22 protein-coding genes are annotated in these 22,461 nt (G+C 71.6%); 3 read left to right on the top strand and 19 right to left on the bottom strand.

Translation table 11 applies throughout. The annotated features are described in order from the left end of the window. Positions 1-5: 5 nt before the first annotated feature. The gene (locus OG959_RS31210; protein ID WP_326663855.1) at positions 6-788 is read left to right on the top strand and encodes a hypothetical protein; all 783 of its coding nucleotides are present in this window, start codon (positions 6-8) and stop codon (positions 786-788) included. 137 nt (positions 789-925) lie between these two features. Further along, on the top strand, positions 926-1,276 hold the full coding sequence (locus OG959_RS31205; protein ID WP_306069625.1) for a hypothetical protein: 351 nt from the start codon (positions 926-928) through the stop codon (positions 1,274-1,276). A gap of 178 nt (positions 1,277-1,454) precedes the next feature. On the opposite strand, the gene der is transcribed toward OG959_RS31205, so the two are convergent. The 5 genes from der to aroH form a co-directional block, all read right to left on the bottom strand. Continuing rightward, positions 1,455-2,924: a ribosome biogenesis GTPase Der gene (der, locus tag OG959_RS31200; RefSeq protein ID WP_326663852.1), complete on the bottom strand. Its 1,470-nt coding sequence runs from the start codon at positions 2,922-2,924 to the stop codon at positions 1,455-1,457. Positions 2,925-2,988: 64 nt separating this feature from the next. After that, on the bottom strand, positions 2,989-3,651 hold the full coding sequence (locus OG959_RS31195) for a lysophospholipid acyltransferase family protein (protein WP_326663851.1): 663 nt from the start codon (positions 3,649-3,651) through the stop codon (positions 2,989-2,991). Then, entirely contained in the window at positions 3,648-4,364 is a 717-nt protein-coding gene (cmk, locus tag OG959_RS31190; protein ID WP_326663849.1) for a (d)CMP kinase, read from the bottom strand. Before cmk ends, OG959_RS31195 begins: the two co-directional genes overlap by 4 nt. A 137-nt stretch (positions 4,365-4,501) precedes the next feature. Beyond that, positions 4,502-5,587: a prephenate dehydrogenase gene (locus tag OG959_RS31185; RefSeq protein ID WP_326663847.1), complete on the bottom strand. Its 1,086-nt coding sequence runs from the start codon at positions 5,585-5,587 to the stop codon at positions 4,502-4,504. Further along, the gene (gene aroH, locus OG959_RS31180; RefSeq protein ID WP_326663845.1) at positions 5,584-5,946 is read right to left on the bottom strand and encodes a chorismate mutase; all 363 of its coding nucleotides are present in this window, start codon (positions 5,944-5,946) and stop codon (positions 5,584-5,586) included. Before aroH ends, OG959_RS31185 begins: the two co-directional genes overlap by 4 nt. Positions 5,947-6,081: 135 nt before the next feature. Between aroH and OG959_RS31175 the strand changes: the two genes are divergently transcribed. Next, a complete protein-coding gene (locus OG959_RS31175) occupies positions 6,082-6,786 on the top strand; it encodes a nucleotidyltransferase domain-containing protein (RefSeq protein ID WP_326663842.1) in 705 nt (234 codons plus the stop codon). A 21-nt stretch (positions 6,787-6,807) separates the two neighbouring features. Here OG959_RS31175 and OG959_RS31170 read toward each other — a convergent pair whose 3' ends face one another. The 14 genes from OG959_RS31170 to OG959_RS31105 form a co-directional block, all read right to left on the bottom strand. Continuing rightward, a complete protein-coding gene (locus OG959_RS31170) occupies positions 6,808-7,602 on the bottom strand; it encodes a nucleotidyltransferase domain-containing protein (RefSeq protein WP_326663840.1) in 795 nt (264 codons plus the stop codon). Between the two features lie 3 nt (positions 7,603-7,605). Continuing rightward, complete coding sequence (locus OG959_RS31165) at positions 7,606-8,628, bottom strand: ADP-ribosylglycohydrolase family protein (protein WP_326663839.1); 1,023 nt, start codon at positions 8,626-8,628, stop codon at positions 7,606-7,608. Beyond that, positions 8,625-9,359: an NUDIX hydrolase gene (locus OG959_RS31160; RefSeq protein ID WP_326663837.1), complete on the bottom strand. Its 735-nt coding sequence runs from the start codon at positions 9,357-9,359 to the stop codon at positions 8,625-8,627. Before OG959_RS31160 ends, OG959_RS31165 begins: the two co-directional genes overlap by 4 nt. After that, the gene (locus OG959_RS31155; protein WP_326663835.1) at positions 9,356-10,435 is read right to left on the bottom strand and encodes an AAA family ATPase; all 1,080 of its coding nucleotides are present in this window, start codon (positions 10,433-10,435) and stop codon (positions 9,356-9,358) included. The genes OG959_RS31160 and OG959_RS31155 overlap by 4 nt, the downstream gene beginning before the upstream one ends. Further along, complete coding sequence (pnuC, locus tag OG959_RS31150) at positions 10,432-11,085, bottom strand: nicotinamide riboside transporter PnuC (RefSeq protein ID WP_326663833.1); 654 nt, start codon at positions 11,083-11,085, stop codon at positions 10,432-10,434. The genes OG959_RS31155 and pnuC overlap by 4 nt, the downstream gene beginning before the upstream one ends. A gap of 128 nt (positions 11,086-11,213) precedes the next feature. Continuing rightward, the gene (locus tag OG959_RS31145; RefSeq protein ID WP_326663831.1) at positions 11,214-12,380 is read right to left on the bottom strand and encodes a pseudouridine synthase; all 1,167 of its coding nucleotides are present in this window, start codon (positions 12,378-12,380) and stop codon (positions 11,214-11,216) included. Beyond that, positions 12,380-13,027, bottom strand: coding sequence for an SMC-Scp complex subunit ScpB (gene scpB, locus OG959_RS31140; protein WP_326663829.1), 648 nt, complete (start codon positions 13,025-13,027; stop codon positions 12,380-12,382). The genes OG959_RS31145 and scpB overlap by 1 nt, the downstream gene beginning before the upstream one ends. Next, positions 13,024-14,091 carry a segregation and condensation protein A gene (locus tag OG959_RS31135; protein WP_326663828.1) on the bottom strand — a complete coding sequence of 356 codons (1,068 nt, stop codon included), beginning with the start codon at positions 14,089-14,091 and terminating at the stop codon, positions 13,024-13,026. Before OG959_RS31135 ends, scpB begins: the two co-directional genes overlap by 4 nt. 111 nt (positions 14,092-14,202) lie before the next feature. After that, on the bottom strand, positions 14,203-14,799 hold the full coding sequence (locus OG959_RS31130; RefSeq protein WP_326666732.1) for a hypothetical protein: 597 nt from the start codon (positions 14,797-14,799) through the stop codon (positions 14,203-14,205). Next, the gene (locus OG959_RS31125; RefSeq protein WP_148016031.1) at positions 14,796-15,914 is read right to left on the bottom strand and encodes a ParA family protein; all 1,119 of its coding nucleotides are present in this window, start codon (positions 15,912-15,914) and stop codon (positions 14,796-14,798) included. The genes OG959_RS31130 and OG959_RS31125 overlap by 4 nt, the downstream gene beginning before the upstream one ends. Before the next feature lie 368 nt (positions 15,915-16,282). After that, the gene (ald, locus tag OG959_RS31120) at positions 16,283-17,398 is read right to left on the bottom strand and encodes an alanine dehydrogenase (protein ID WP_326666730.1); all 1,116 of its coding nucleotides are present in this window, start codon (positions 17,396-17,398) and stop codon (positions 16,283-16,285) included. 143 nt (positions 17,399-17,541) lie between these two features. Next, positions 17,542-19,605 carry a tetratricopeptide repeat protein gene (locus tag OG959_RS31115; RefSeq protein WP_326663826.1) on the bottom strand — a complete coding sequence of 688 codons (2,064 nt, stop codon included), beginning with the start codon at positions 19,603-19,605 and terminating at the stop codon, positions 17,542-17,544. A 203-nt stretch (positions 19,606-19,808) separates the two neighbouring features. Then, positions 19,809-20,435: an NUDIX hydrolase gene (locus OG959_RS31110; RefSeq protein WP_326663823.1), complete on the bottom strand. Its 627-nt coding sequence runs from the start codon at positions 20,433-20,435 to the stop codon at positions 19,809-19,811. An 88-nt stretch (positions 20,436-20,523) separates the two neighbouring features. Beyond that, the gene (locus tag OG959_RS31105) at positions 20,524-22,185 is read right to left on the bottom strand and encodes a CTP synthase (RefSeq protein WP_148016028.1); all 1,662 of its coding nucleotides are present in this window, start codon (positions 22,183-22,185) and stop codon (positions 20,524-20,526) included. Between the last annotated feature and the right edge of the window lie 276 nt (positions 22,186-22,461).

Below are 22,461 nucleotides of genomic sequence, written 5' to 3'. Positions count from 1 at the left end.
CACCCGTGCCGCGCATGCTCGACGTCAGCGAGGACGTACGCGCCGAGATCGGCGACGCCGAAGCCGACCGGCTGCTCGTCGGCGACAACGCCCCCGGCAGTTACGACTGCACCTCCTGCCGCACCCCCGGCGACTCCGAGCAGGAGCGCACCAGCACGGTGCTGTTCGTCGGCGACGAGACCGCCGTCCTGGCCTTCGCCCACGCGAGCTGCATCCCCTCGCAGGTGGTCCAGGTCGCCGAGGAACAGCTGCAGGGCGCCGTACGCAGCATCACCGGCAGCGAGCAGGAGTCCCCGGAACGCCTGACCCCCGAGCAGGCGGTGCTCGGGATCACCAGCGGACTCGTCCTGATCGACGACGAGCTCCACCCCGCCCTGGTCGTCGAGCCGACCGGCGCCATCGCCCGCCCGGGTACCGACGGCAGTGCCGGTGACGAGTTCCTCCAGCTCCTGCTGGAGCAGAACTTCCGCCCGGTCCACCGGATGGACCAGGTCCCCGAGGTGCTGCACGGCTGGTCGATCCTGCTCGCCATGGGGCAGCTGCACGCGGTGCTCCAGCCGGGAACGGGCGGCGGCGCTCCGGTGGCCTGGTGGCAGGCGCACGCGCCGCTTCAGGTCACCGAGGGCTGGCGGACGGCGGCCAACAAGTCGCAGACCGTGCTGGTCTACGCCGCCCCGGCCGGTTCGATCGGCCAGCAGCCCCGCGAGGACCTGCTGCGCGACGCCCTGGAGAAGGCCGCGGCCGGCGGGCTGCTGGTCGCGGCCGCGATGCCGCTGGCCGGGACCTGATCATGACCGCGCACCCCGCGCACCCGCGGCGAACAGCTATTTCTCCCGCGGGCCCGCATCCGACGGACGGCGGGGTCGTTGGCACATACGTGCACTCATACGACCCCTCCCACCAGCGTCCGAGCCCGATCCCTGCCATGCGCCCCGCGCAGGACCCATCGGGCGGCCCGTCCCACACCCCGATCTACGACGCGCTGTACTCCGAGTACCGCAGGTCGTTCAGGGCGCTGCCGGGTGATCGGAGTGGCGAGGAGAGTCTGGGCCTGCCGGCCTTCGGCTCCGGGTTCTTCGGCTCCCGCGCCCCGCTGAGCGGCCACTCGGGGCATTCCGGGCACGGCGGAGCGGGGAGTACCGCGAGCGGCACGGGCGGACAGAGCGGCGGCCCGAGCAGCCACACGGGGAGCCTCGGCTCGTGGCAGCGGGTCGGACGGCACGCGGGCGGGGGCCGCCCGGCGGCGGCACTGCCGCCGGGCTCACGGGGAGCCTGACCGTACGACGGAGCCCCGGACCGCTCGTTCAACGAGCGGTCCGGGGCTCCGTCGTACGGTCAGGAGGCCGTTGAGGGCCCCTTGGAGGCTTCAACAGCTCGGGCGCCTGGGTGGGGCCGCAGCGCACCGCCCTGTGCCTTACGCAGACGCAGGGCGGCGCCGGACCTCACCGGTTCGACTACTTGTTGCGGCCGCGCTTCTCGCGGACCCGCACCGAGATGTGGATCGGCGTGCCCTCGAAGCCGAACTCCTCACGGAGCCGACGCTCGACGAACCGGCGGTAGCCGTGCTCCAGGAAGCCGGAGGCGAAGAGCACGAAGCGCGGCGGCGTGGTGCCCGCCTGGGTGCCGAACAGGATGCGGGGCTGCTTGCCTCCGCGGATCGGGTGCGGGTGGGAGGCGACGATCTCACCGAGGAAGGCGTTCAGCCGGCCGGTGGGGATACGGGTCTCCCAGCCGGCGAGCGCCGTCTCGATCGCCGGGACCAGCTTCTCCATGTGGCGGCCGGTGAGGGCCGAGACATTGACCCGCGGGGCCCACGCGACCTGCGCGAGCTCCGTCTCGATCTCGCGCTCCAGGTAGTAGCGGCGCTCCTCGTCGAGGGTGTCCCACTTGTTGAAGGCGAGCACGATCGCGCGCCCGGCCTCGACGGCCATGGTCACGATGCGCTGGTCCTGGACACTGATCGACTCGCTGGAGTCGATCAGGATCACGGCGACCTCGGCCTTCTCCACGGCGGCCGCGGTACGCAGCGAGGCGTAGTAGTCCGCGCCCTCCTGGAGGTGGACCCGGCGCCGGATGCCCGCCGTGTCGATGAACTTCCAGGTGATGCCGCCGAGGGTGATCAGCTCGTCGACCGGGTCACGGGTCGTGCCGGCCAGCTCGTTGACGACGACACGGTCCTCGTTGGCCACCTTGTTGAGCAGCGAGGACTTGCCGACGTTCGGACGGCCGATCAGAGCGATGCGGCGCGGGCCGCCGACCGCCGTGCCGAACGACTGGGCCGGGGCCTCGGGAAGCGCCTCCAGCACGGCGTCCAGCATGTCGCCTGTGCCGCGGCCGTGCAGCGAGGAGACCGGGTGCGGCTGGCCGAGGCCGAGCGACCAGAGCGCGGTGGCGTCCGCCTCACCGCTCTGTCCGTCGACCTTGTTCGCGCAGAGCACGACCGGCTTGCCGGACCGGCGCAGCAGCTTGACGACGGCCTCGTCGGTGTCGGTGGCGCCGACCGTGGAGTCGACCACGAAGACGACCGCGTCGGCCATCTCGATCGCGTACTCGGCCTGGGCGGCGACGGAGGCGTCCAGCCCGAGCACGTCCTGCTCCCAGCCGCCGGTGTCGACGACCTTGAAGCGGCGGCCCGCCCATTCGGCCTCGTAGCTGACGCGGTCACGGGTGACGCCTGGCTTGTCCTGGACCACGGCCTCGCGACGGCCGATGATCCGGTTCACCAGGGTCGACTTACCGACGTTGGGGCGGCCGACGACGGCGAGCGCGGGCAGCGGGCCGTGACCCGCCGCACCGATGGCACCCTCGACGTCCTCGGGGTCGAACCCCTCCTGCGCGGCGAGCTCCATGAACTCCGCGTACTCGGCATCGCCAAGCGCTCCGTGCTCGTGGTCCGAGCCGCCGGAGTGAATCTGGTCGTTCATGAAGTCCGTTCCTCTTTGCATCATCATCGATGGACCACGCAGCACGCGGTCCACTACTCAAGTCTTACTCGGTGCGCCCGGTGAGGCGCCTGGCCTGCTCCAGGTGGCCGGTCAGCCGTCCCTGGATACGCACCGTCGCCTCGTCCAGCGCCTTGCGCGTCCGCCGGCCGCTGCCGTCGCCCGCGTCGAACGCCTCGCCGAAGACGACATCGACCCGGCTGCGCAGCGGCGGCAGTGCCGATATCAACCGTCCGCGGCGCTCGGTGCTTCCCAGTACGGCAACGGGCACGATCGGCGCCCCGCTGCGTACCGCGAAATACGCCAGTCCGGCGCGCAGCGAGGCGAAGTCTCCTTCGCCCCTGGTGCCCTCGGGGAAGATCCCGAGCACTCCGCCGTCCCCCAGCACGCCGAGGGCGTGGGTGATGGCGGTGCGGTCGGCGATCGAACGGTCCACCTTCAGCTGACCGATTCCGCGCAGGAACGGGTCCAGGGGGCCGACGAACGCCTCTTTCTTGATCAGGAAGTGGACGGGCCGGGGCGCGGTGCCCATCAGCATCGGCCCGTCGATGTTGTGCGAGTGGTTCACCGCGAGTATGACGGGTCCGGAGGCGGGGACCCGCCAGGCGCCGAGTACGCGGGGCTTGAAGAGCCCGTACATCAGCCCGATCCCGATGCCGCGTCCGACCGCCGCTCCGCGCAGCGTGGGCGCGCTCGTGGCAGGTGTCACTTGGCGGCCTGCTTCTCCCCGACGAGGGTGACGACGCACTCGATGACCTGCTGGAGGGTCAGCTCGGTGGTGTCCACCTCGACCGCGTCGCCCGCCTTGGCGAGCGGCGAGGTCTTGCGGCCGGAGTCGGCTGCGTCCCGCTTGATCAGTGCTTCCTTGGTGGCGGCCAGATCGGAGCCCTTGACCTCGCCGCTGCGGCGGGCCGCGCGGGCCTCCGGGGACGCGGTCAGGAAGATCTTGATGTCGGCGTCGGGCAGCACGGTCGTGCCGATGTCGCGGCCCTCGACGACGATGCCCTTCTCCGCTCCGGCGGCGATGGTGCGCTGCAGCTCGGTGATGCGGGTGCGCACCTCGGGGACGGCGCTGACGGCGCTGACCTTGGAGGTGACCTCCTGCGTACGGATGGGGCCGGAGGCGTCCTCGCCGTCGACGGTGATCGTCGGGCCGGTGGGGTCGGTGCCGGAGACGATGACCGGCTTGGCGGCCGCGGTCGCCACCTCCGCCGCGTCGTGCACGTCGATGCCGTTGTTCAGCATCCACCAGGTGATCGCCCGGTACTGGGCACCGGTGTCCAGGTAGCTGAGGCCGAGCTGGGCGGCGACGGCCTTGGACGTGCTGGACTTGCCGGTTCCGGAGGGGCCGTCGATGGCGACGATCACTGCGGCCGGGGCGGTCCGGGCGGCGGTGCTTACGGTTTCCACGGTGGTGGACACCTTCCTGGTACACGGGGTGGGCGGGACGGGACGCGTGAACCCGCCCCGCACAAGGTTACCGAGTGCCGGGGCGGGCCCGACCACCCCTGTGGAAAAGTGCCTTCCGGCCCGGCGCCCCAAGGGCGCGGGAGAAGGCCCTACTGCCTGATCGACCAGCCCCGCTCGCGCAGGGCGGCGCTCAGGGCCGGGGCGGCGCTCGGTTCGACCATCAGCTGGACGAGGCCCGCCTGCTGCCCGGTGGCGTGCTCGATCCGTACGTCCTCGACGTTGACCCCGGCCCGGCCCGCGTCCGCGAAGATCCCGGCCAGTTCGCCGGGGCGGTCGCTGATGAGGACGGCCACGACCTCGTACGAGGCGGGGGCGGCCCCGTGCTTGCCGGGGACCCTGACCCGGCCGGCGTTGCCGCGGCGCAGGACGTCCTGGATGCCTGCGGTGCCCTCGCGCCGCTTGTCCTCGTCGGCGGACTGCATCCCGCGCAGCGCGGTGACGGTCTCCTCCAGATCGGCGGCGACACCGGCGAGGACGTCGGCGACCGGGCCCGGGTTGGCGGACAGGATCTCCACCCACATCCGGGGGTCGGAGGCCGCGATCCGCGTGACGTCCCTGATGCCCTGGCCGCACAGGCGCACCGCGGTCTCGTCGGCCTCCTCCAGGCGGGCGGCGACCATCGACGAGATCAGCTGCGGGGTGTGGGAGACGAGGGCGACGGCCCGGTCGTGGGCGTCGGCGTCCATGACGACCGGGACGGCGCGGCAGAGCGCGACCAGCTCCAGTGCGAGGTTGAGGACCTCGGTGTCGGTGTCACGCGTGGGCGTGAGGACCCAGGGCCGGCCCTCGAAGAGGTCGGCGGTGGCGGCGAGGGGGCCGGAGCGCTCCTTGCCGGCCATCGGGTGCGTACCGATGTACGGGGTGAGGTCGACGCCGAGCGCCTCCAGCTCGCGGCGCGGTCCGCCCTTCACGCTCGCGACGTCGAGGTAGCCGCGGGCCACCCCGCTGCCGATCGCGGTGGCGAGCACGGTCGCGGTGTGGGCCGGCGGCACGGCGACGATCGCCAGGTCGACGCGGCCTTCGGGCTGCTCGTCCGTACCGGCTCCAAGCGCGGCCGCCGTACGCGCCGACTCCGGGTCGTGGTCGACGAGGTGGACCTTGATGCCACGCCCGGCGAGGGCGAGGGCCGCGGAGGTGCCGACGAGGCCCGTTCCGATGACGACGGCGGTTCTCACTGGGCGATGTCCTTGCGAAGGGAGGCGGTGGCGCCGAGGTAGACATGGGCGATCTCGGACTTGGCGAGATACGTCTCGACATGGGCGAGGATCCGTACCACCCGGGGCATGGCCCCTTCGATGTCCAGCTCCTGGGCGCAGATCAGCGGTACGTCGACGATACCGATGCCGCGTGCCGCGGCGGCCGGGAAGTCGCAGTGCAGATCGGGTGTGGCCGTGAACCAGATGCTGATCAGATCGTCCGCGACCAGGTCGTTGCGCTCCAGGACGGTGGTGAGCAGGGCACTGACCTGCTCGTCCATGTGTCCGGCCTCGTCCCGCTCCAGCTGGACGGCTCCGCGGACCGCTCGTACCGCCACGTCGTGCTCCTTGCCTGTTCCTGCCACGCCTGCGCTTGTGTTTCAGCCTAAGGGGGCGGCGGCGTCCCGCGCCGGGCCGCCCTGTCCGTGAGACGCGGCGGCGGCCTGGCCGGGCAGGGCGCGTACTCTCCCCGCATGATCTCCCCCGGCGACGAGTCCCTGGTCCGCGACCACACGGTCTACTCCTGTGTGATGGGCTCGCGCGCCTTCGGGCTCGCGACGGAGGGCAGCGACACGGACCGGCGGGGGGTGTTCCTCGCCCCGACCCCGCTGTTCTGGCGGTTCGACAAGCCTCCGACGCATGTCGACGGGCCGGCCGACGAGCAGTTCTCCTGGGAGCTGGAGCGGTTCTGCGAACTGGCTCTGCGGGCCAACCCCAATGTGCTGGAGTGCCTGCACTCGCCCCTGGTGGAACGAATCGACGCGACGGGCCGTGAACTCCTCTCCCTGCGCGAGGCGTTCCTGTCCCGGCAGGCCCATCAGACCTTCGTCCGTTATGCGCTGGGGCAGCACCGGAAGCTGGAGGCGGACGTCCGGCAGTACGGGGCGCCGCGTTGGAAGCACGCGATGCATCTGCTGCGGCTGCTGGCGAGCTGCCGGGACCTGCTGCGTACGGGAGAGCTCACGATCGACGTGGGCACGGCCCGGGAGGAACTGCTGGCCGTCAAGCGGGGCGAGGTCGCCTGGCCGGAGGTGGAGCGGCGCATGGCGTCGCTGGCCGAGGAGAACGACGAGGCGGCCGCCGTCTCCCCGCTGCCTGATCGGCCGGACCGGGCGCGGGTCGAGGACTTCCTGACCCGCGTCCGGCGGGCGTCGGCCCTGGCGTCCGAAGCGGGCTGAGACAGCGCCGGGCGGCCCGGCTCAGCCGGCCGGGAGGTGGGTCAGGCGCGCCCGCACCACCAGTTCATGCAGTGCGTCGAATCCGCTCGCCCCGTCCGGAAGGCCCGAGTCCGCCTGCGCGCCGTCGAGCACCCGGTGCAGCGACTCGACGTCCCGGGCCACGGCCACGGCGTCCACCCCGTCCGCTCCCCCGTGTTCGGCAGCGGCCTTGGCCGTGATCAGCCCGGGGAGGTAGGACGGCGCCGGCACCCGGGTGAGCAGCGTGGGCAGATGCGCCAGCACCTCGCCGCTGCGCATCAGGTGGATGCCGGTGAGCAGCGCCCGGAAGGTGTACAGGAGCGGTTTCAGTTCGCCGGTCTTGTCGAAGAGCCGCCACTGGGTGTGGGCGAATCCGCGGTAGTGGTGGGCGTGGTTGCGGGTGAGGACGGCCGGGGAGAGGGCCACCAGTTCGGCGTGCAGGGCGGTCGTGTGCACGACCAGCGGTGACAGCAGCTGCTCCAGCACATAGCCGTTCGGCTTCAGCATCAGCCGGACGAACTTCCGGAGGTCGTGGGTGACCAGGTCCATCTCCACCCCGTCGTCGCTGTCCCACATCCGCGAGCGGGTCTCCTCGGGCTCGCGGAGCCCGACCAGGTCCTCGGCGGGCAGGATGTGGACCCCCCGCAGGTCCACATCCGAGTCCTGGGAGGGGAACCCGTACAGGTGCGCCCCGGAGACCGTGGCGAACAGCAGCGGGTGGCGTTCCCCGGCGACGACCGGGCCGAGGTCGGTGACCGGCAGCCCGGCCTCCTGGAGGAGTGCGGTGTTCGTGAGCATGGCTCAAGCGTCCCAGAGCGCCCCCAGTGACAGGAGGTCGCTCCGGTACTCGATCCGCTCCGACCACTCCTTGGGCCAGGCCGCCGAGCCCAGGTGCGCGCCGGCCAGCGCGCCGGTCAGGCAGCCGAGCGAGTCCGAGTCGCCCCGGGTGCAGGCGGCGCGGCGCAGAGCGGTGACGGGTTCGTCGGGGAAGAGCAGGAAGCAGTGCAGGGCCGTGGCGAGGGCCTCCTCGGCGACCCAGCCGTCGCCGGTGCCCTCGCAGGGGTCGGTCTCCGGGGACGGGTGGCGCAGGGCGTCCTGGACCCGGGCCAGGGCGGTGAGGCACTCGTCCCAGCCGCGCTGGATGTACAGCTCCGGGGACGAGTCGCCCGCGTGGCGCCAGAGGTCGCCGAGCCAGCGGGTGAGGTAGCGGTTGCTGTTCTCGTACGCGTAGCTGCGCAGCTGGCCGACCAGGCCCATCGGCTCCGCGCCCTGGGCCAGCAGGTACACCGCGCGGGCCGTCAGGTCGGACGCGGCGAGTGCGGTCGGGTGTCCGTGGGTGAGGGCCGCCTGGAGCTGGGCGGCGCCGGCGCGCTGTTCCTCGCTCAGTCCGGGGACGAGCCCGACGGGCGCGACGCGCATGTTGGCGCCGCAGCCCTTGGAACCCGTCTGGCTGGCCTCCTGCCAGAGGCGCTCGCTGTCGAGCAGACGGCAGGCGGTCATGCAGGTGCGGCCGGGGGCGCGGTTGTTGTCGGGCGAGTGGTACCAGTCGACGAACTCCTCGCGCACCGGCCGCGCCAGGCGCAGCGGGGTGAGCAGTCCGCGGTCCATGGCGGTACGGATTCCGCGTCCGAGAGCCAGGGTCATCTGGGTGTCGTCGGTGACGAACGCCGGCTTCGGCAGCCGCATCTGGCGCCACGGACCGCACTTGGCGAGGATCGACGGCACGTTGTTGAACTCGGTGGGGAAGCCCAGGGCGTCGCCGAGCGCGAGCCCGGTCAGCGCGCCGGTGGCGGCCTGTTTGGTGAGGGTCCTGGTCACGATCACGTGCTTCTTCCTTCCGGTCGCAGCAGTGGAGGGTGCAGGGCGGTGGCGGCACCCGCCCGGTGGAGGGCGGCCGGTTTTCCCCGTCCTCCGGTGCGGCGCGGCGGTCCCTCCACGGCCTGGACGAATCCGGGTGTGGCGAGGACCTTGCGCCGGAAGTTGGGCCGGTCCAGCTCGACGCCCCAGACCGTCTCGTACACCTGCTGGAGCTCTCCCAGGGTGAACTCGGGCGGGCAGAACGCGGTGGCCAGGCAGGTGTACTCGAGTTTGGCGCCGATCCTGGCGCGGGCGTCGGCGAGGATGCGGTCGTGGTCGAAGGCGAGCGTGCCGAGCTGTCCGGCGTCCCACCACCGGGCGCCGGCCGCGTCACCGCCACCGCGCGGTTCGGGCAGATCGGGGACGAGGGCGGCGTAGGCGACGGAGACGACCCGCATCCTCGGGTCGCGGTCCGGTTCGCTGTAGGTGCCCAGTTGCTCCAGGTGAAGGGACGGGACGGTCTCCTCGGCCAGCCCGGTCTCCTCGGCCAGTTCCCTGCGGGCCGCGGTCCCGGCCGACTCGCGGGGCAGCACGAAGCCGCCGGGCAGCGCCCAGTGGCCCTTGTACGGGTCCTCGCCCCGTTCGACGAGCAGGACGTGCAGCCGGGACTCGCGGACGGTGAAGACGGCGAGGTCGACGGTGACGGCGAACGGCTCGAAGGCGTGCGGGTCGTAACCCTGGGGCGCGGCGGCGTTCATCGTCGCTCCGGGAGGGGCGCGGCGAAGTCCCAGCCGTCGGCCAGCAGGGTGTCCACGGCCGCGACGGCGGCGGCCAGCCGTTCGGCCCTGCTGCCGGTGACTTCGGTGAACGTCCTTCCCGTACGGGTGAGTTCGGCCCGGAAGCGGTCGGTCATCCAGGGCCGCAGCTCCTCGCCGTCGCGCAGTCCGTCGTCCTCGAAGGCGACGCCCTCGTGGTCGGTGAGCAGCCACAGGTGATGGGTGACCCGGTCGGCCGTCCGCTCGACCAGGGGGTTGCGGCCGCCGACGTACCGCTCGTGCCACACGGTCGTGGCGAAGGAGTCCGTGTCGCAGACGAGGAGCGGGGAACCGGCGCGGGCCGCGGCCTCCTCGCGGGCGTTCTGGGTCTCGGCGATGAGGGGGAAGTCGTGCGTGGTGAAGGAGACGTCCTCCCACTGGGCCTCGGGCCACCGGGCGCGCAGCGCCGCGAGCTTCCGCTCGCTGAACTCACGCCCGTACTCGGCCACGTAACCGGTGTGCGCCCAGATGCCGCCGCGCCGCCGGTAGCGCGCGGCGAGGTCACGGGCCAGGGTGGTGGTCCCGGTGGACTCGGCGCCGAGGACGACGACCCGTCGGGTGAGTGCCGCCCTGACCGGGGGTTCGAGGAAGTCCCAGCAGCCGGCCGGATCCGCGCGGACGGCGGTTCCGGAGACCGGGAAGACCGTGCGGTCCGGGTCGACGCAGACGGACTCGGCGCCGAAGCGGCGCGCCAGTTCGTCCCCGTACGCCTCCGAGGTGAAGACGGCGTCCACGGGCTCGGGCACGGCCCCGGTGAAGACGGCCATGTGGGCGTCCCAGATCGCCGGGTCGTGGAGATCCATCCGGGTGTCGTCCATGGCGCCCACCACCGTCACGTCCGGGTGCACCTCGCGCATCCAGGCGACCCGGTCGGCGAGCGGCACCGATTCCACCGAGGCGGCGCAGACCAGCACGGTCAGCCGCTCGCAGCGGTCCCGGGCGGTGCGGACGAGGTGGTGGTGGCCGGCGTGCGGCGGATAGAACTTCCCGAGCACCAGCCCGTGTGCGAAACGCTTCATGCCACGGCCTCCACGGGCTCCGGGGCGCGGACGCCGAGGTCCCGTGTCCAGTTGCGCAGGCCGATCAGGCACAGCGTCAGGAATCCGGCGTACAGCAGCGAGGTCAGGTAGAGCTCCTTGTACGCGTACAGCGGGATGTAGACCACGTCGGCGGCGATCCACAGCCACCACGACTCGACGAGCTTCCTGCACTGCCCGTACGTCGCCGCGAGCGACAGGGCGGTCGTCAGGGCGTCCCAGAAGGGCACCGTCGAGTCGGTGGCCCGGTCGAGCAGAACGGTCAGTGCGAGGGTCCCCACCGCCCCTGCCACGAGCAGCCCGGCCCATTCGGTGCGGGTGGTGCGCCGCACCGGCAGGCCGTCCGTCCCCGGTCCACCCCCGTGGGTCCAGGTCCACCAGCCGTACGCGGCAAGGGCGATGAAGACGATCTGGAGTCCGGCGTCGGCGTACAGACCGGACTGGGCGAACAGCAGGATGAAGAAGACGTTGTTGGCGATGCCGATCGGCCAGTTGGCGAGGTGCTGGCGGGCCACGAGCCAGACGCACAGCGCACCGCTGCCGAAGCCCAGCACCTCGGTCCAGCTGACCGGGGTGTCCAGAACCGTCACCAGGGGTTGCTGCAGAGGGTCGAGTACATCCGCGAGACTCACGCCCGCCTCCTTAATAGTCACTCTGACTATAAAGGCGGAACGGGGACAGCAAAAGACCCGCGGCCGGTTCCTGTTCGAAAATCGAAATCCAGGAACCGGCCGCGGGCCGTGAGCGGGTGCGGGGTGGTCTACAGACCGACCTCGCGCATCAGCATGCCCACTTCGGTGTTGGTGAGCCGGCGCAGCCAGCCCGACTTCTGGTCGCCCAGCGGGATCGGCCCGAACGACGTGCGCACGAGCCGCTCGACGGGGAAGCCGGCCTCGGCCAGCATCCGGCGGACGATGTGCTTGCGGCCCTCGTGGAGGGTCACCTCGACGAGGTAGTTCTTGCCGGTGTTCTCGACGACGCGGAAGTGGTCGGCGCGGGCGTACCCGTCCTCCAGCTGGATGCCGTCCTTGAGCCGCTTGCCCAGGTCACGCGGGAGCGGGCCCTGGATGGCGGCGAGGTAGGTCTTCTTCACGCCGTACTTCGGGTGGGTGAGACGGTGGGCCAGCTCACCGTGGTTGGTGAGCATAATGATGCCCTCGGTCTCGGTGTCCAGCCGGCCGACGTGGAAGAGACGCGTCTCACGGTTGGTGACGTAGTCGCCGAGGCACTGACGGCCGTCCGGGTCCTCCATGGAGGAGACGACACCGGCCGGCTTGTTCAGCGCGAAGAAGAGGTACGACTGGGTGGCGACGGTCAGCCCGTCCACCTTGATCTCGTCGTGGTTCACGTCGACGCGCATGCCCTGCTCGACGACGATCTCGCCGTTCACCTCGACGCGGGACTGCTCGATGAGCTCCTCGCACGCGCGGCGCGAGCCCATGCCGGCCCGGGCGAGGATCTTCTGCAGCCGCTCGCCCTCCTGCTCGGCGCCCGGGTGGGTCTTGGGCGTCTTGATCTCGGGCTTGTCCGCGTACCTGTCGCGGTTGCGCTGCTCGATCTTGGCGTCGAGCTCGCGCGAGCGCGCCGGGGAGCCGTACGGGGCACGCCGGCCGCCGCCCCTGGAGCCGCCCGACGCCGCCTTCGGACCGCCCTTGGCACCGCCGCGGGCGGCATCACCGCGGCCCTTGCGGGTGCCGCCGTCGCCGCCCGGCTTGTCGTTGCCGACGTCGTAGCGGCGCTCCTCGGGGCGGGGGCGGCGGGGGCGCTGCTCCTGCTTGTCGTCGCGCCCGGAGCCGGGGGTCCGGGGGTTCGGGTTGCTGTTCCTGCCCGTACCGGTGTTGTTCCTGCTGCTCCTGCCGCCGCCGCTGCTGCCGCTGCTCCTGCCGCCGGCGCCGCTGCTGCCGCTGTTCCTGCCACTGCTTCGCATCAAAATTCCGTCTTGTCGTGTGCGTGAGTATCCGGGGTGTCCGGTGCGTCCGGATCGAACGACGGCACACCCTCTAGCGTCTCAGCCTCGATCGCGTCCGCCTCGGGGAGGAAGGGCGCGAGCTCCGGGAGCTCGTCCAGGCCACGCAGGCCCATTCGCTCCAGAAAGTAGTTCGTCGTCCTGTACAGGATCGCACCTGTTTCGGGTTCCGCGCCCGCTTCCTCGACCAGACCCCTCTGCAGCAGGGTCCGCATGACCCCGTCACAGTTCACACCGCGCACCGCGGAGACCCTCGACCGGCTCACCGGCTGGCGGTACGCGACCACCGCCAGGGTCTCCAGTGCCGCCTGCGTCAGACGGGCGTGCTGCCCGTCCAGGACGAAGCCCTCGACCGCCGGCGCGTACTCCGGGCGCGTGTAGAAGCGCCAGCCGCCCGCGACGAGTCTGAGGTCGAAACCGCGGCGCTGGACGGTGTACTCGTCGGCCAGTTCCCGCAGCGCGTCGGCGACGGCCCGCCTGGGCCGCTCCAGCACCTTGGCCAGGTGCTCCTCGGTCGCGGGCTCGTCGACGACCATGAGGACGGCCTCCAGCGCGGGCTTGAGGTCGAGGTCCGCGACGGCGGAGCCGGTGATGTCCTGCTCGCTCATTCCTTCACGTCCCGCTGTGCATCCTGCACGTCCTGCACGTTCGGTGCCTCCTGGTCGAACTCGTCCGTCACGGTGGGTTCGGCTCCCTCTCCCCCGGCCCAGCGCACCATGAGCTCACCGAGCGCCTCCTCCTGGTCCAGGACGACGGCCTTCTCCCGGTAGAGCTCCAGCAGGGCGAGGAACCGCGCGACGACGGTCAGGGTGTCCGGGGCGTCCTCGGTCAGCTCCCGGAAGCTGATCTCCCCCGCCGTGCGCAGCCGCTCCACCACGATCCCGGCCTGTTCGCGCACGCTGACCAGGGGGGCGTGGATGTGGTCGATGTAGACCTGCGGCCGGGGCTTCGGCTGCATCGCCTTCACGGCGAGCCGGGCGAAGCCCTCGGCCCCGATGCTGATGACGACATCGGGCAGCAGCTGCGCGTGATGCGGTTCCAGCCCGACGGTACGGGGGAAGCGCCGGCCCTCCGATTCCAGGCGGGCGCTGAAGATCTCGGCGATGCGCTTGTACGCGCGGTACTGCAGCAGCCTCGCGAAGAGCAGGTCCCTGGCCTCCAGGAGCGCCAGGTCGCCCTCGTCCTCCACCTCGGCGGCGGGCAGCAGCCGGGCGGCCTTCAGGTCGAGGAGGGTCGCGGCGACGACCAGGAACTCGGTGGTCTGGTCGAGGTCCCAGTCCGGCCCCATGGCCCGGATGTGGGCCATGAACTCGTCGGTGACCTTGGACAGGGCGACCTCGGTCACATCCAGCTTGTGCTTGGAGATGAGCTGGAGCAGCAGATCGAAGGGGCCCTCGAAGTTCGCCAGCCGGACGGTGAAACGCCCGTCGTCGGGGGCGGGAACCGGGGCGGGGCCCGGGGCGGGCTCGGGCTCCGGATCGGGCTCGGGCTCTACGGCTCCGGGCGCCTCGTCAGCTGCCGCGACCGCGTCCGCGAGGGCCTCGTCCGCTACCGGCACCGGCCCCGGGGCGACGTCCTGCGCTGCCGGCCCGTCCCCGGGCACGGGTCCGCCGCCCGGCCCGCGACCCAGGGGGCGGCGGGAGGCACGGGCGGGCTGGTCGGGTGTCGGCATGGAGATCCAGGGTGCGACGGGACACGGGCGGCGGGCGGCGGCCCGTACGGGTACGGGCCGCACCGCTCGGCCGGCGGCCGCCCTGCGGGCAGGCTACCGGCGCCGCACCGCTCAGCGGCCGCGCAGCCGCCGGACGAGGATGCTCGCGTCGCCCCGTGACTCCAGGTCCGCGAGGACCACGGCGACGGCCTCACGGACGATCCGCCCGCGGTCGACGGCGAGGCCGTGCTCGCCGCGCAGCACGAGCCGCGCGTGCTCGAGGTCCATCAGCTCCTCGGCGGAGACGTAGACCGTGATCTTCTCGTCGTGGCGCTCCCGGCCGCTGGGCCGCCGGTTCGCGCCGCGTCCGCCGCCCCGTCTGCGCTGCTGCTGGACGACGGGGGCGGGCACCGGTTCCTGCGCGGACGGCGGCTGCGGGCGGCGGCCTGCCTGTGCGGCCACCGCGACACGGTCGTTCTCGCCACCGCGGCTGCGCGAGCCGCCGGCGTCGGTGTCCGCCGCGGAGTGCTCCTCCTGCGACGGGGGAGCCGCACCCTCGGAGGCTTCGGAGCCCTCCCCCGGCGTGCCGTCCCCGGAATCCGCCTCGCCGGCCGGAGCCGGTACCCGGGTCTCGCCGTTCGCCCTGCGCCGCCGCTCCGCGGGGGACGAGGACTGCAGACCCATCCCCCCGGTGGTACGGAACAGTTCGTCGGCCCCGGGCAGACTCACTCGGCGTGACACCGGGCGAGCACCTCCCTGGCGAGCTGGCGATAGGCGGCGGCACCGACCGAGTTGGAGGCGTACGTGGTGATGGGCTCACCGGCGACCGTGGTCTCCGGGAAGCGGACCGTGCGCCCGATGACCGTGTGGTACACGTGATCGTCGAAGGCCTCGACGACGCGCGCGAGGACCTCGCGGCTGTGCACCGTACGGGAGTCGTACATGGTGGCGAGGATGCCGTCGAGCTCCAGGTCCGGGTTGAGCCGCTCCTGGACCTTCTCGATGGTCTCGGTGAGCAGGGCCACTCCGCGCAGCGCGAAGAACTCGCACTCGAGCGGCACTATCACCTTGTGCGCGGCGGTCAGCGCGTTCACGGTGAGCAGGCCGAGCGAGGGCTGACAGTCGATCACGATGTAGTCGTAGTCGGCCATCAGCGGCTTCAGCGCGCGCTGCAGCGTGGACTCCCGCGCGACCTCGCTGACCAGCTGGACCTCGGCGGCCGACAGGTCGATGTTGCTCGGCAGCAGGTCCATGTTGGGTACGGCGGTCTTCAGGAGGACCTCGTCGGCCGCCATGCCCCGCTCCATGAGCAGGTTGTAGACGGTGAGGTCGAGCTCCATCGGGTTGACGCCGAGGCCGACGGACAGGGCTCCCTGCGGGTCGAAGTCGACGAGCAGGACGCGCCGGCCGTACTCCGCGAGCGCGGCACCCAGGTTGATGGTCGACGTGGTCTTGCCGACGCCGCCCTTCTGGTTGCACATCGCGATGATCTTCGCGGGGCCGTGATCGGTCAGCGGGCCCGGGATCGGGAAGTAGGGCAGGGGCCGGCCGGTCGGGCCGATCCGCTCGCGGCGCTGCCGGGCGGCGTCGGGCGCGAGGGTGGCCGCGTACTCCGGATCGGGCTCGTACTCGGCGTCTGGGTCGTAGAAGTGCCCCTGGGGCGCTTCGTCGAAGTCGGCGAAGTGGGCGGTGTCCCGGCCACTCTCGTTGCCGGCCATGGCGTTCACGTGTAGGCCGTCCATCATCTGGGGGGCTGTCGTCATGTGCTGGTGGGTGGCGAAGGTGCGGACAGCGACGGAGCCGACAGCCTCCAGCCCGTTCGGGCTCTGGCCCCGCGCCGGCATCCCTGGATGAACACCCCCGGGAGTAAATGTCGACTCATTCACAAGTCGTCTTACCTCCTTGGACGTGACCAGGAAACTTATCGATAGGTCAGCGTGGCACCATGCCGACGATTGGCGACTCTATGGCGTGTCACCGGTCCGCAGCAACACAATCCGCCGGACCCGGCCCGTTGTGTCGGCAATCGAACACCCCGCTGTCAAGGGCGCGCAGCACCTCGGGCGCACCTTTCGCGGGTGCACGAATCGGTTAAAGGGTTACGTTCGAGACGAGTTGCGCGCGACCCCGGCGAGGCCCGACATGCGTCCGGCCGGACCTTGCTCGGCAAGGTCCGGCCGGACGCGTGAGGTTGACGGGGGGTGTTGACCCGTCAGCCGAGAAGCGTGCTCAGTTCGACGTGGTCGAGACCGTGCGCCTCGGCCACCTCGCGGTAAACGACCTGCCCGTCATGGGTGTTGAGGCCCTTGGCGAGCGCGGCGTCACGGCGCAGCGCCTCGGCCCAGCCACGGTTCGCGAGCTCCACGATGTACGGCAGCGTCGCGTTGGTGAGGGCGTACGTCGAGGTGTTCGGGACCGCGCCCGGCATGTTCGCGACGCAGTAGAAGACCGAGTCGTGAACCATGAAGGTCGGCTCGGCGTGCGTCGTCGGGTGCGAGTCCTCGAAGCAACCACCCTGATCAATTGCAATGTCGACAAGTACACTTCCGGGCTTCATCTTGGCGACGAGCTCGTTGGTGACCAGCTTCGGGGCCTTCGCTCCAGGGATCAGCACGGCACCGACGACGAGGTCGGCCTCGACGACGGCCTTCTCCAGTTCGAAGGCGTTGGAGACGACGGTCTGCACCTTGGTGCCGAAGATCTTGTCGGCCTCGCGGAGCTTGTTGATGTCCCTGTCGAGCAACGTGACGTGGAAGCCGAGACCGACGGCGATCTGCGTGGCGTTCCAGCCGGAGACGCCGCCACCGATGACGACAGCCTTCCCGGCCGCGGTACCGGGGACACCGCCGGGCAGCACACCGCGGCCGCCGACCGAACGCATCAGGTGGTACGCGCCGACCTGCGGGGCCAGCCGGCCCGCGACCTCGGACATCGGGGCGAGCAGCGGCAGCGCGCGGTTCGCGGTCTCGACGGTCTCGTAGGCGATGGCGGTGGTGCCGGACTCCAGCAGCGCGTCCGTGCACGCCCGGGAGGCGGCGAGGTGCAGGTACGTGAAGAGGGTCTGGTCCTTGCGGAGGCGGTGGTACTCCTCGGCGACGGGCTCCTTGACCTTCAGCAGCAGGTCCGCGGTGGCCCAGACCTCGTCGGCGGTGGGCAGGATCTGCGCCCCGGCGGCGACGTACTCCTCGTCCGTGATGGAGGAGCCGGCCCCGGCGTTCTCCTCGACGACGACCTGGTGGCCGTGACGGACGAGCTCGTGCACACCGGCAGGCGTGATCGCCACGCGGAACTCGTTGTTCTTGACTTCGCGGGGGATGCCGACCTTCACGTCGATCACGGTCCTTGGCTCAGAGGGTTATCCGGGCATAGCAATACATACCCGGATAGACACAGCGTAAATGGAGACACCGCGAACACCCGCGGCAGAGCCAGTCTAATGAAGGGCTTCCCGCTGTCTAGCCTTACAAAGCATTAATTTTCTGTCGTCGCACTACGGATTTCGTAGGCTGCGCTCTCCTCTCCCAGCAATCGCTCGGCCGCACCCCTGTGCAGGCCCGCAGCTGCGGGGTCTCCGAGGCGGTCGAGGGTGTCGGCCAGCCGGATCTCCAGCGCGGCCTGCAGCCGCAGGTCCTTGGCCTGCCGCGCCCACTCCACGGCCTCCCGGCAGGTCTGCAGCGACTCCTGCGGACGGCCCGCGTACTCCTGGACCCGGCCGACCTCGCTGAGCGCCCGGGCGTGGGCGGGCAGATCGCCGAGCCTGCGGTAGCCGGCGGCCGCCGCCCGCCAGTTCCGCAGCGCCTCGCCGTACCGCCCCGCGTAGGTGTGGACGGTGCCCAGGCGCCCGTAGAGCCTCGCCTCGTCGGCACGCTCGCCCTGGGTGAGGCGCTGGGCCAGTGCCCGGCCGTACCAGTCGGAGGCCCGGTGGAAGTCGCCCAGCTCCGCATAGGCGCCGCCCACGGATTCCATGGCGCGGCCGGTGGCGTACGGATCCTTCGCCGCCCGTCCGGCGTCCAGCGCCGCCCGGTACCGGGCCAGCGCCTCACGGGTCCGGCCGGTCCCGGCGTCCAGATCGGCGAGGTTGAGGAGGGCGGCCGCCCGCTCCCGGGGCAGATCGCGCCGCTCCGCCACCGCCAGCACCAGACCGTGCAGCCCGTAGAGCTCGGGCGCGGCCGCCTCGGTGCCTTCGTGCACGGCCAGCGCCCGTACCAGTGCGGCCACCAACCGCCGCGCCAGGGTGTCGAGTTCACCGTCCTCGACGGCGATCCGGGCGGAGGCCACCAGTGCGGGCCTGCGGATCCGCAGCCAGGCGGCCGCCGCTTCGGGACCGGGGAACCGCAGGGAGCGCGGCAGCCCGGCGAGCTTGCGCCGGGACGGGGAGCCCTCCGGCTCGGTGACCGCGCGGCAGGACTGGAGCAGGCGCACGGTGCGCTCCAGCATCCGGGCCTGCGCGAGCTGGATCTCGGCCGGGCGGTCCCGGTCCTCCAACAGCGCCCGCAGCAGCGCCGCGAGGCAGCCCGGCACCTCGTACTGCGGCTGCTCGGCCCCGTCGCTGCGCAGCAGCCCCAGGCGCACGAAGTCGTCGAGGGTGGTCCGGGCGGCCGAGACGGAACAGCCGGCGAGCGCCGAGGCGGTGTGGGCGTCGGCGAGTCCGGCCGGAGCGAGGGAGAGCAGACGCAGTATCCGGGCGGCGGTCGGCGGCAAGGAGTCGTGGACCAGCCGGAAGGCACGGGCCAGCGGGCGGGTCCCGGCGGACTGCTCGGTGTCGTCCGGCAGATCCCGCAGCTGTTTGGTGACATCGGCGACCGAGGCCGTCGGACGGGTGGCCAGCCAGCCGCCGATCATGACGAGTGCGGCGGGCTGCCCGCCGCACTCCTCCGCCAGGGTCTCGGCCGTCAGCGGGTCGACGGTGATCCGGACCTGTCCGATCGCCCCGGCCAGCAGCTCGACGGCGGAGCCCGCGTCCAGCCCGCCGAGGGTGCAGGGCCGGACGCCGGGGATCCCGGTCAGCGGGCCCTGCGCGGTGGCGATGACAAGACAGTCCGGGTTGTCCGGCAGCAGCGGGTCGACCTGTTCGGCGTCGGGGGCGTCGTCGAGCAGGAGCAGGACACGGCGTACGGCGAGCGCCTCGCGGACCATCTCGGACAGTTCGTCCGCGTCCGCGCCGGGGGGGCCGGCCACGCCCAGTCCGCGCAGGAGTTCGCGCGCGGCACGTTCGGTGGGGACGGCGCTGCCGCCGGGCTCGGTGAGCCGGACGCGGATCATCCCGTCGGGGTAGTCGCCCGCGGCGAGCAGCCTGCGGGCGAGTTCGTCCGCCAGTGCGGTACGGCCGGATCCAGGGCGCCCGGCGATCAGCAGGACCCGGGCCCGGCCGCTCTTGCGACCGGCCATGGTGTCCAGCCCGGCCCGTTCGATATCGGCCCGCAGTTCCTTCAACTCGCGCTCGCGGCCGAAGAATCGGGGTGGTTCGACGGCGGCCGGCTCCTCGGTCCCCGCTGCCTCGGCCGGGCCGCTGGTGTCCACCGCCTGATCCGTCACGGGCCACGCTCCACTTCGCTGCACGCGTCGCCCGCCGGGACTCCGGTCAGGGCGTTCCGAGCGTAGTTCAGGCGGGTGGGCGAATCGGGTGGAGCGCGGCGGGGAGGTCCCCCGATCGGATCAGCATCTTTTCCGATCGGGGGATGCGAAGAGGTAGCGGCCGGAGGTGCGCCGGGCGCCGCCCCGCTGCTCCCGACGGACCGTCAGGCCTCGAACGGCCGGGCGGGCCAGGGCGCCTCGGCGGGACGCAGCGAGTCGGCCCCGTCGCCCGCGAGCGTCGCCGCGAGTGCGAGCGCCCCCACCACGAGGCAGTTGTTGTGCAGGTCCCCGGCGAGGGCACCCCGCACCAGGTCCTGGAGCGGCACCCGGGCCAGCTCCATGTCGGCCTCCTCCTCGGAGACGGCGAAGCGCTCCCCGTCCGCCTCGGAGATGTTCCGGGCGAGGAAGATGCGTACGGCTTCGTCGCAGCCGCCGGGCGTCGTGTAGACGTCGGTCAGCACCCGCCAGTCCTCGGCCTTGACGTACGCCTCCTCGTAGAGCTCGCGCTGCGCGGCGTGCAGCGGGTTCTCGCCGGGGACGTCGAGGAGACCGGCCGGAATCTCCCACAGCTTGTGGCGCACCGGGTGCCGGTACTGGCGCAGCACGAGGACGCGGTCCTCGTCGTCGAGCGCGAGCACGGCGACCGAGCCGGGGTGGACCTGGTAGTCGCGGCGCGCGATCGTGCCGTCGGGCATCTCGACGTCGTCGGTGCGGACGCTGGTCTTGTTGCCCCGGAACGGAGTCTCGGTCGCGGTGACCGGCCATTCCTCGGGCGTGTCCTGGAAACCCATCTACGTCCTCCCACAAAAAACAGTGACCGGGGTACGCGTCCTCGAAGGATGCGTACCCCGGTCAACCGTAACGCCTGCGGGGATGCCGCTACTTAACCGGCTTGGCGCCCGTCTTGCGTGCGACGGCCGCCTTCACCAGGCCCGCGAAGAGCGGGTGCGGGCGGGTCGGGCGGGAGCGCAGCTCCGGGTGCGCCTGGGTGGCGACCAGGTAGGGGTGGACCTCGCGCGGGTACTCGACGTACTCGACGAGCTTGTTGTCCGGGGAGGTGCCGGAGAAGACCAGACCGGCCTTCTTCTCCAGCTCGGCGCGGTAGGAGTTGTTGACCTCGTAGCGGTGACGGTGGCGCTCGTCCACGTACGGCTGGTCGTCGTAGGCCTCACGGACCAGCGAGCCCTCGGCGAGCTTCGCCGGGTACAGGCCCAGGCGCATGGTGCCGCCCAGGTCGCCCGCGCCCTCGACGTACGCCAGCTGCTCCTCCATCGTCGAGATGACGGGGTGGGCGGTGGCGGCGTCGAACTCGGTGGAGTTGGCGTCGGGGATCTCGGCGAGGTTGCGCGCCGCCTCGATCACGATGCACTGCAGGCCCAGGCAGAGGCCGAGGAGCGGCACCTTGTTCTCACGGGCGTACTGGATCGCGCCGACCTTGCCGATGACACCGCGCTCGCCGAAGCCGCCGGGGATGCAGACGGCGTCGACGTCGCCGAGCTGCTTCTTGGCACCGGCCGGGGTCTTGCAGTCGTCGGAGGCGACCCACTTGACCTTGACGCGGGCCTTGTTGGCGAAGCCGCCGGCCCGGATGGCCTCGGTGACCGAGAGGTAGGCGTCGGGCAGGTCGATGTACTTGCCGACCAGGGCGACGGTGACCTCGTGGTCGGGGTTGTGGACGCGGTCCAGCAGATCGCCCCAGGTGGTCCAGTCGACGTCGCGGAACGGCAGGTCGAGCTTGCGCACGACGTAGGCGTCCAGGCCCTCGGAGTGCAGGACCTTCGGGATGTCGTAGATCGACTTGGCGTCGGGGCAGGCCACCACGGCGGCCTCGTCGACGTCGCACATCAGCGAGATCTTGCGCTTGATGGCGGTCGGTACGTCACGGTCGGCGCGGAGCACGATGGCGTCCGGCTGGATACCGATGTTGCGCAGGGCGGCGACCGAGTGCTGGGTGGGCTTGGTCTTGAGCTCGCCGGACGGGCCGATGTAGGGCAGCAGCGAGATGTGCACGACGAAGACGTTGTCCCGGCCCACCTCGTGGCGAACCTGGCGGACGGTCTCCAGGAACGGCAGCGACTCGATGTCGCCGACCGTGCCGCCGACCTCGGTGATGACGACGTCGACGTCGTCGGTGGCCATGCGGCGGATGCGGTGCTTGATCTCGTTGGTGATGTGCGGGATGACCTGCACGGTGTCACCGAGGTACTCGCCGCGCCGCTCCTTGGCGATGACCGTCGAGTAGACCTGGCCGGTGGTGACGTTGGCGGAACCGTCGAGGTCCACGTCCAGGAAGCGCTCGTAGTGGCCGATGTCCAGGTCGGTCTCGGCGCCGTCGTTGGTGACGAACACCTCGCCGTGCTGGAACGGGTTCATCGTGCCCGGGTCGACGTTCAGGTACGGGTCGAGCTTCTGCATGGTGACCCGAAGGCCGCGCGCCTTGAGCAGGGCACCGAGGCTGGAGGCAGTCAGACCCTTGCCGAGGGAAGAGGCGACACCCCCGGTGACGAAGATGTGCTTGGTCGTCGTGGATGTGGGCTGCATAGCCAAAGGGGGCTCCCGTGGTCGCGATCGTGAGGTGCGTACCGGCGTTCCCGTCCGGAGAATCCGGAGGTGCCGTCGCTGCGGTTCGGGGGCCTCGTCTGCTGTTGCGGACGACCACCGGTCCACGGGCTACCAGGGTAACAGCGACGGGGGGAGCCTGCTTCCGGCCACTCCCGGCACACCCGGGTCACGGAATCCCCGCACGTCCCTCACACCCCACCCGTTCGGCTCATCCTTGTTGTCAAGAGCGTCGCGCGGATCACCCGGGTGCGTCGT

It is taken from the genome of Streptomyces sp. NBC_00385, from assembly GCF_035917155.1.
Taxonomy (GTDB): domain Bacteria; phylum Actinomycetota; class Actinomycetes; order Streptomycetales; family Streptomycetaceae; genus Streptomyces; species Streptomyces poriferorum.
This window is presented reverse-complemented; position numbering and strand designations above follow the sequence as displayed.

Coding starts and splice junctions, on each gene's coding strand:
- OG959_RS31145 (WP_326663831.1), bottom strand. CDS start 12,380: ATGCGAAGCAGTGGCAGGAACAGCGGCAGCAGCGGCGCCGGCGGCAGG.
- OG959_RS31110 (WP_326663823.1), bottom strand. CDS start 20,435: ATGGGTTTCCAGGACACGCCCGAGGAATGGCCGGTCACCGCGACCGAG.
- OG959_RS31175 (WP_326663842.1), top strand. CDS start 6,082: ATGATCTCCCCCGGCGACGAGTCCCTGGTCCGCGACCACACGGTCTAC.
- OG959_RS31125 (WP_148016031.1), bottom strand. CDS start 15,914: ATGCCGGCGCGGGGCCAGAGCCCGAACGGGCTGGAGGCTGTCGGCTCC.
- OG959_RS31205 (WP_306069625.1), top strand. CDS start 926: ATGCGCCCCGCGCAGGACCCATCGGGCGGCCCGTCCCACACCCCGATC.
- scpB (WP_326663829.1), bottom strand. CDS start 13,027: ATGAGCGAGCAGGACATCACCGGCTCCGCCGTCGCGGACCTCGACCTC.
- OG959_RS31105 (WP_148016028.1), bottom strand. CDS start 22,185: ATGCAGCCCACATCCACGACGACCAAGCACATCTTCGTCACCGGGGGT.
- OG959_RS31160 (WP_326663837.1), bottom strand. CDS start 9,359: ATGAACGCCGCCGCGCCCCAGGGTTACGACCCGCACGCCTTCGAGCCG.
- OG959_RS31135 (WP_326663828.1), bottom strand. CDS start 14,091: ATGCCGACACCCGACCAGCCCGCCCGTGCCTCCCGCCGCCCCCTGGGT.
- OG959_RS31170 (WP_326663840.1), bottom strand. CDS start 7,602: ATGCTCACGAACACCGCACTCCTCCAGGAGGCCGGGCTGCCGGTCACC.
- der (WP_326663852.1), bottom strand. CDS start 2,924: ATGAACGACCAGATTCACTCCGGCGGCTCGGACCACGAGCACGGAGCG.
- OG959_RS31155 (WP_326663835.1), bottom strand. CDS start 10,435: ATGAAGCGTTTCGCACACGGGCTGGTGCTCGGGAAGTTCTATCCGCCG.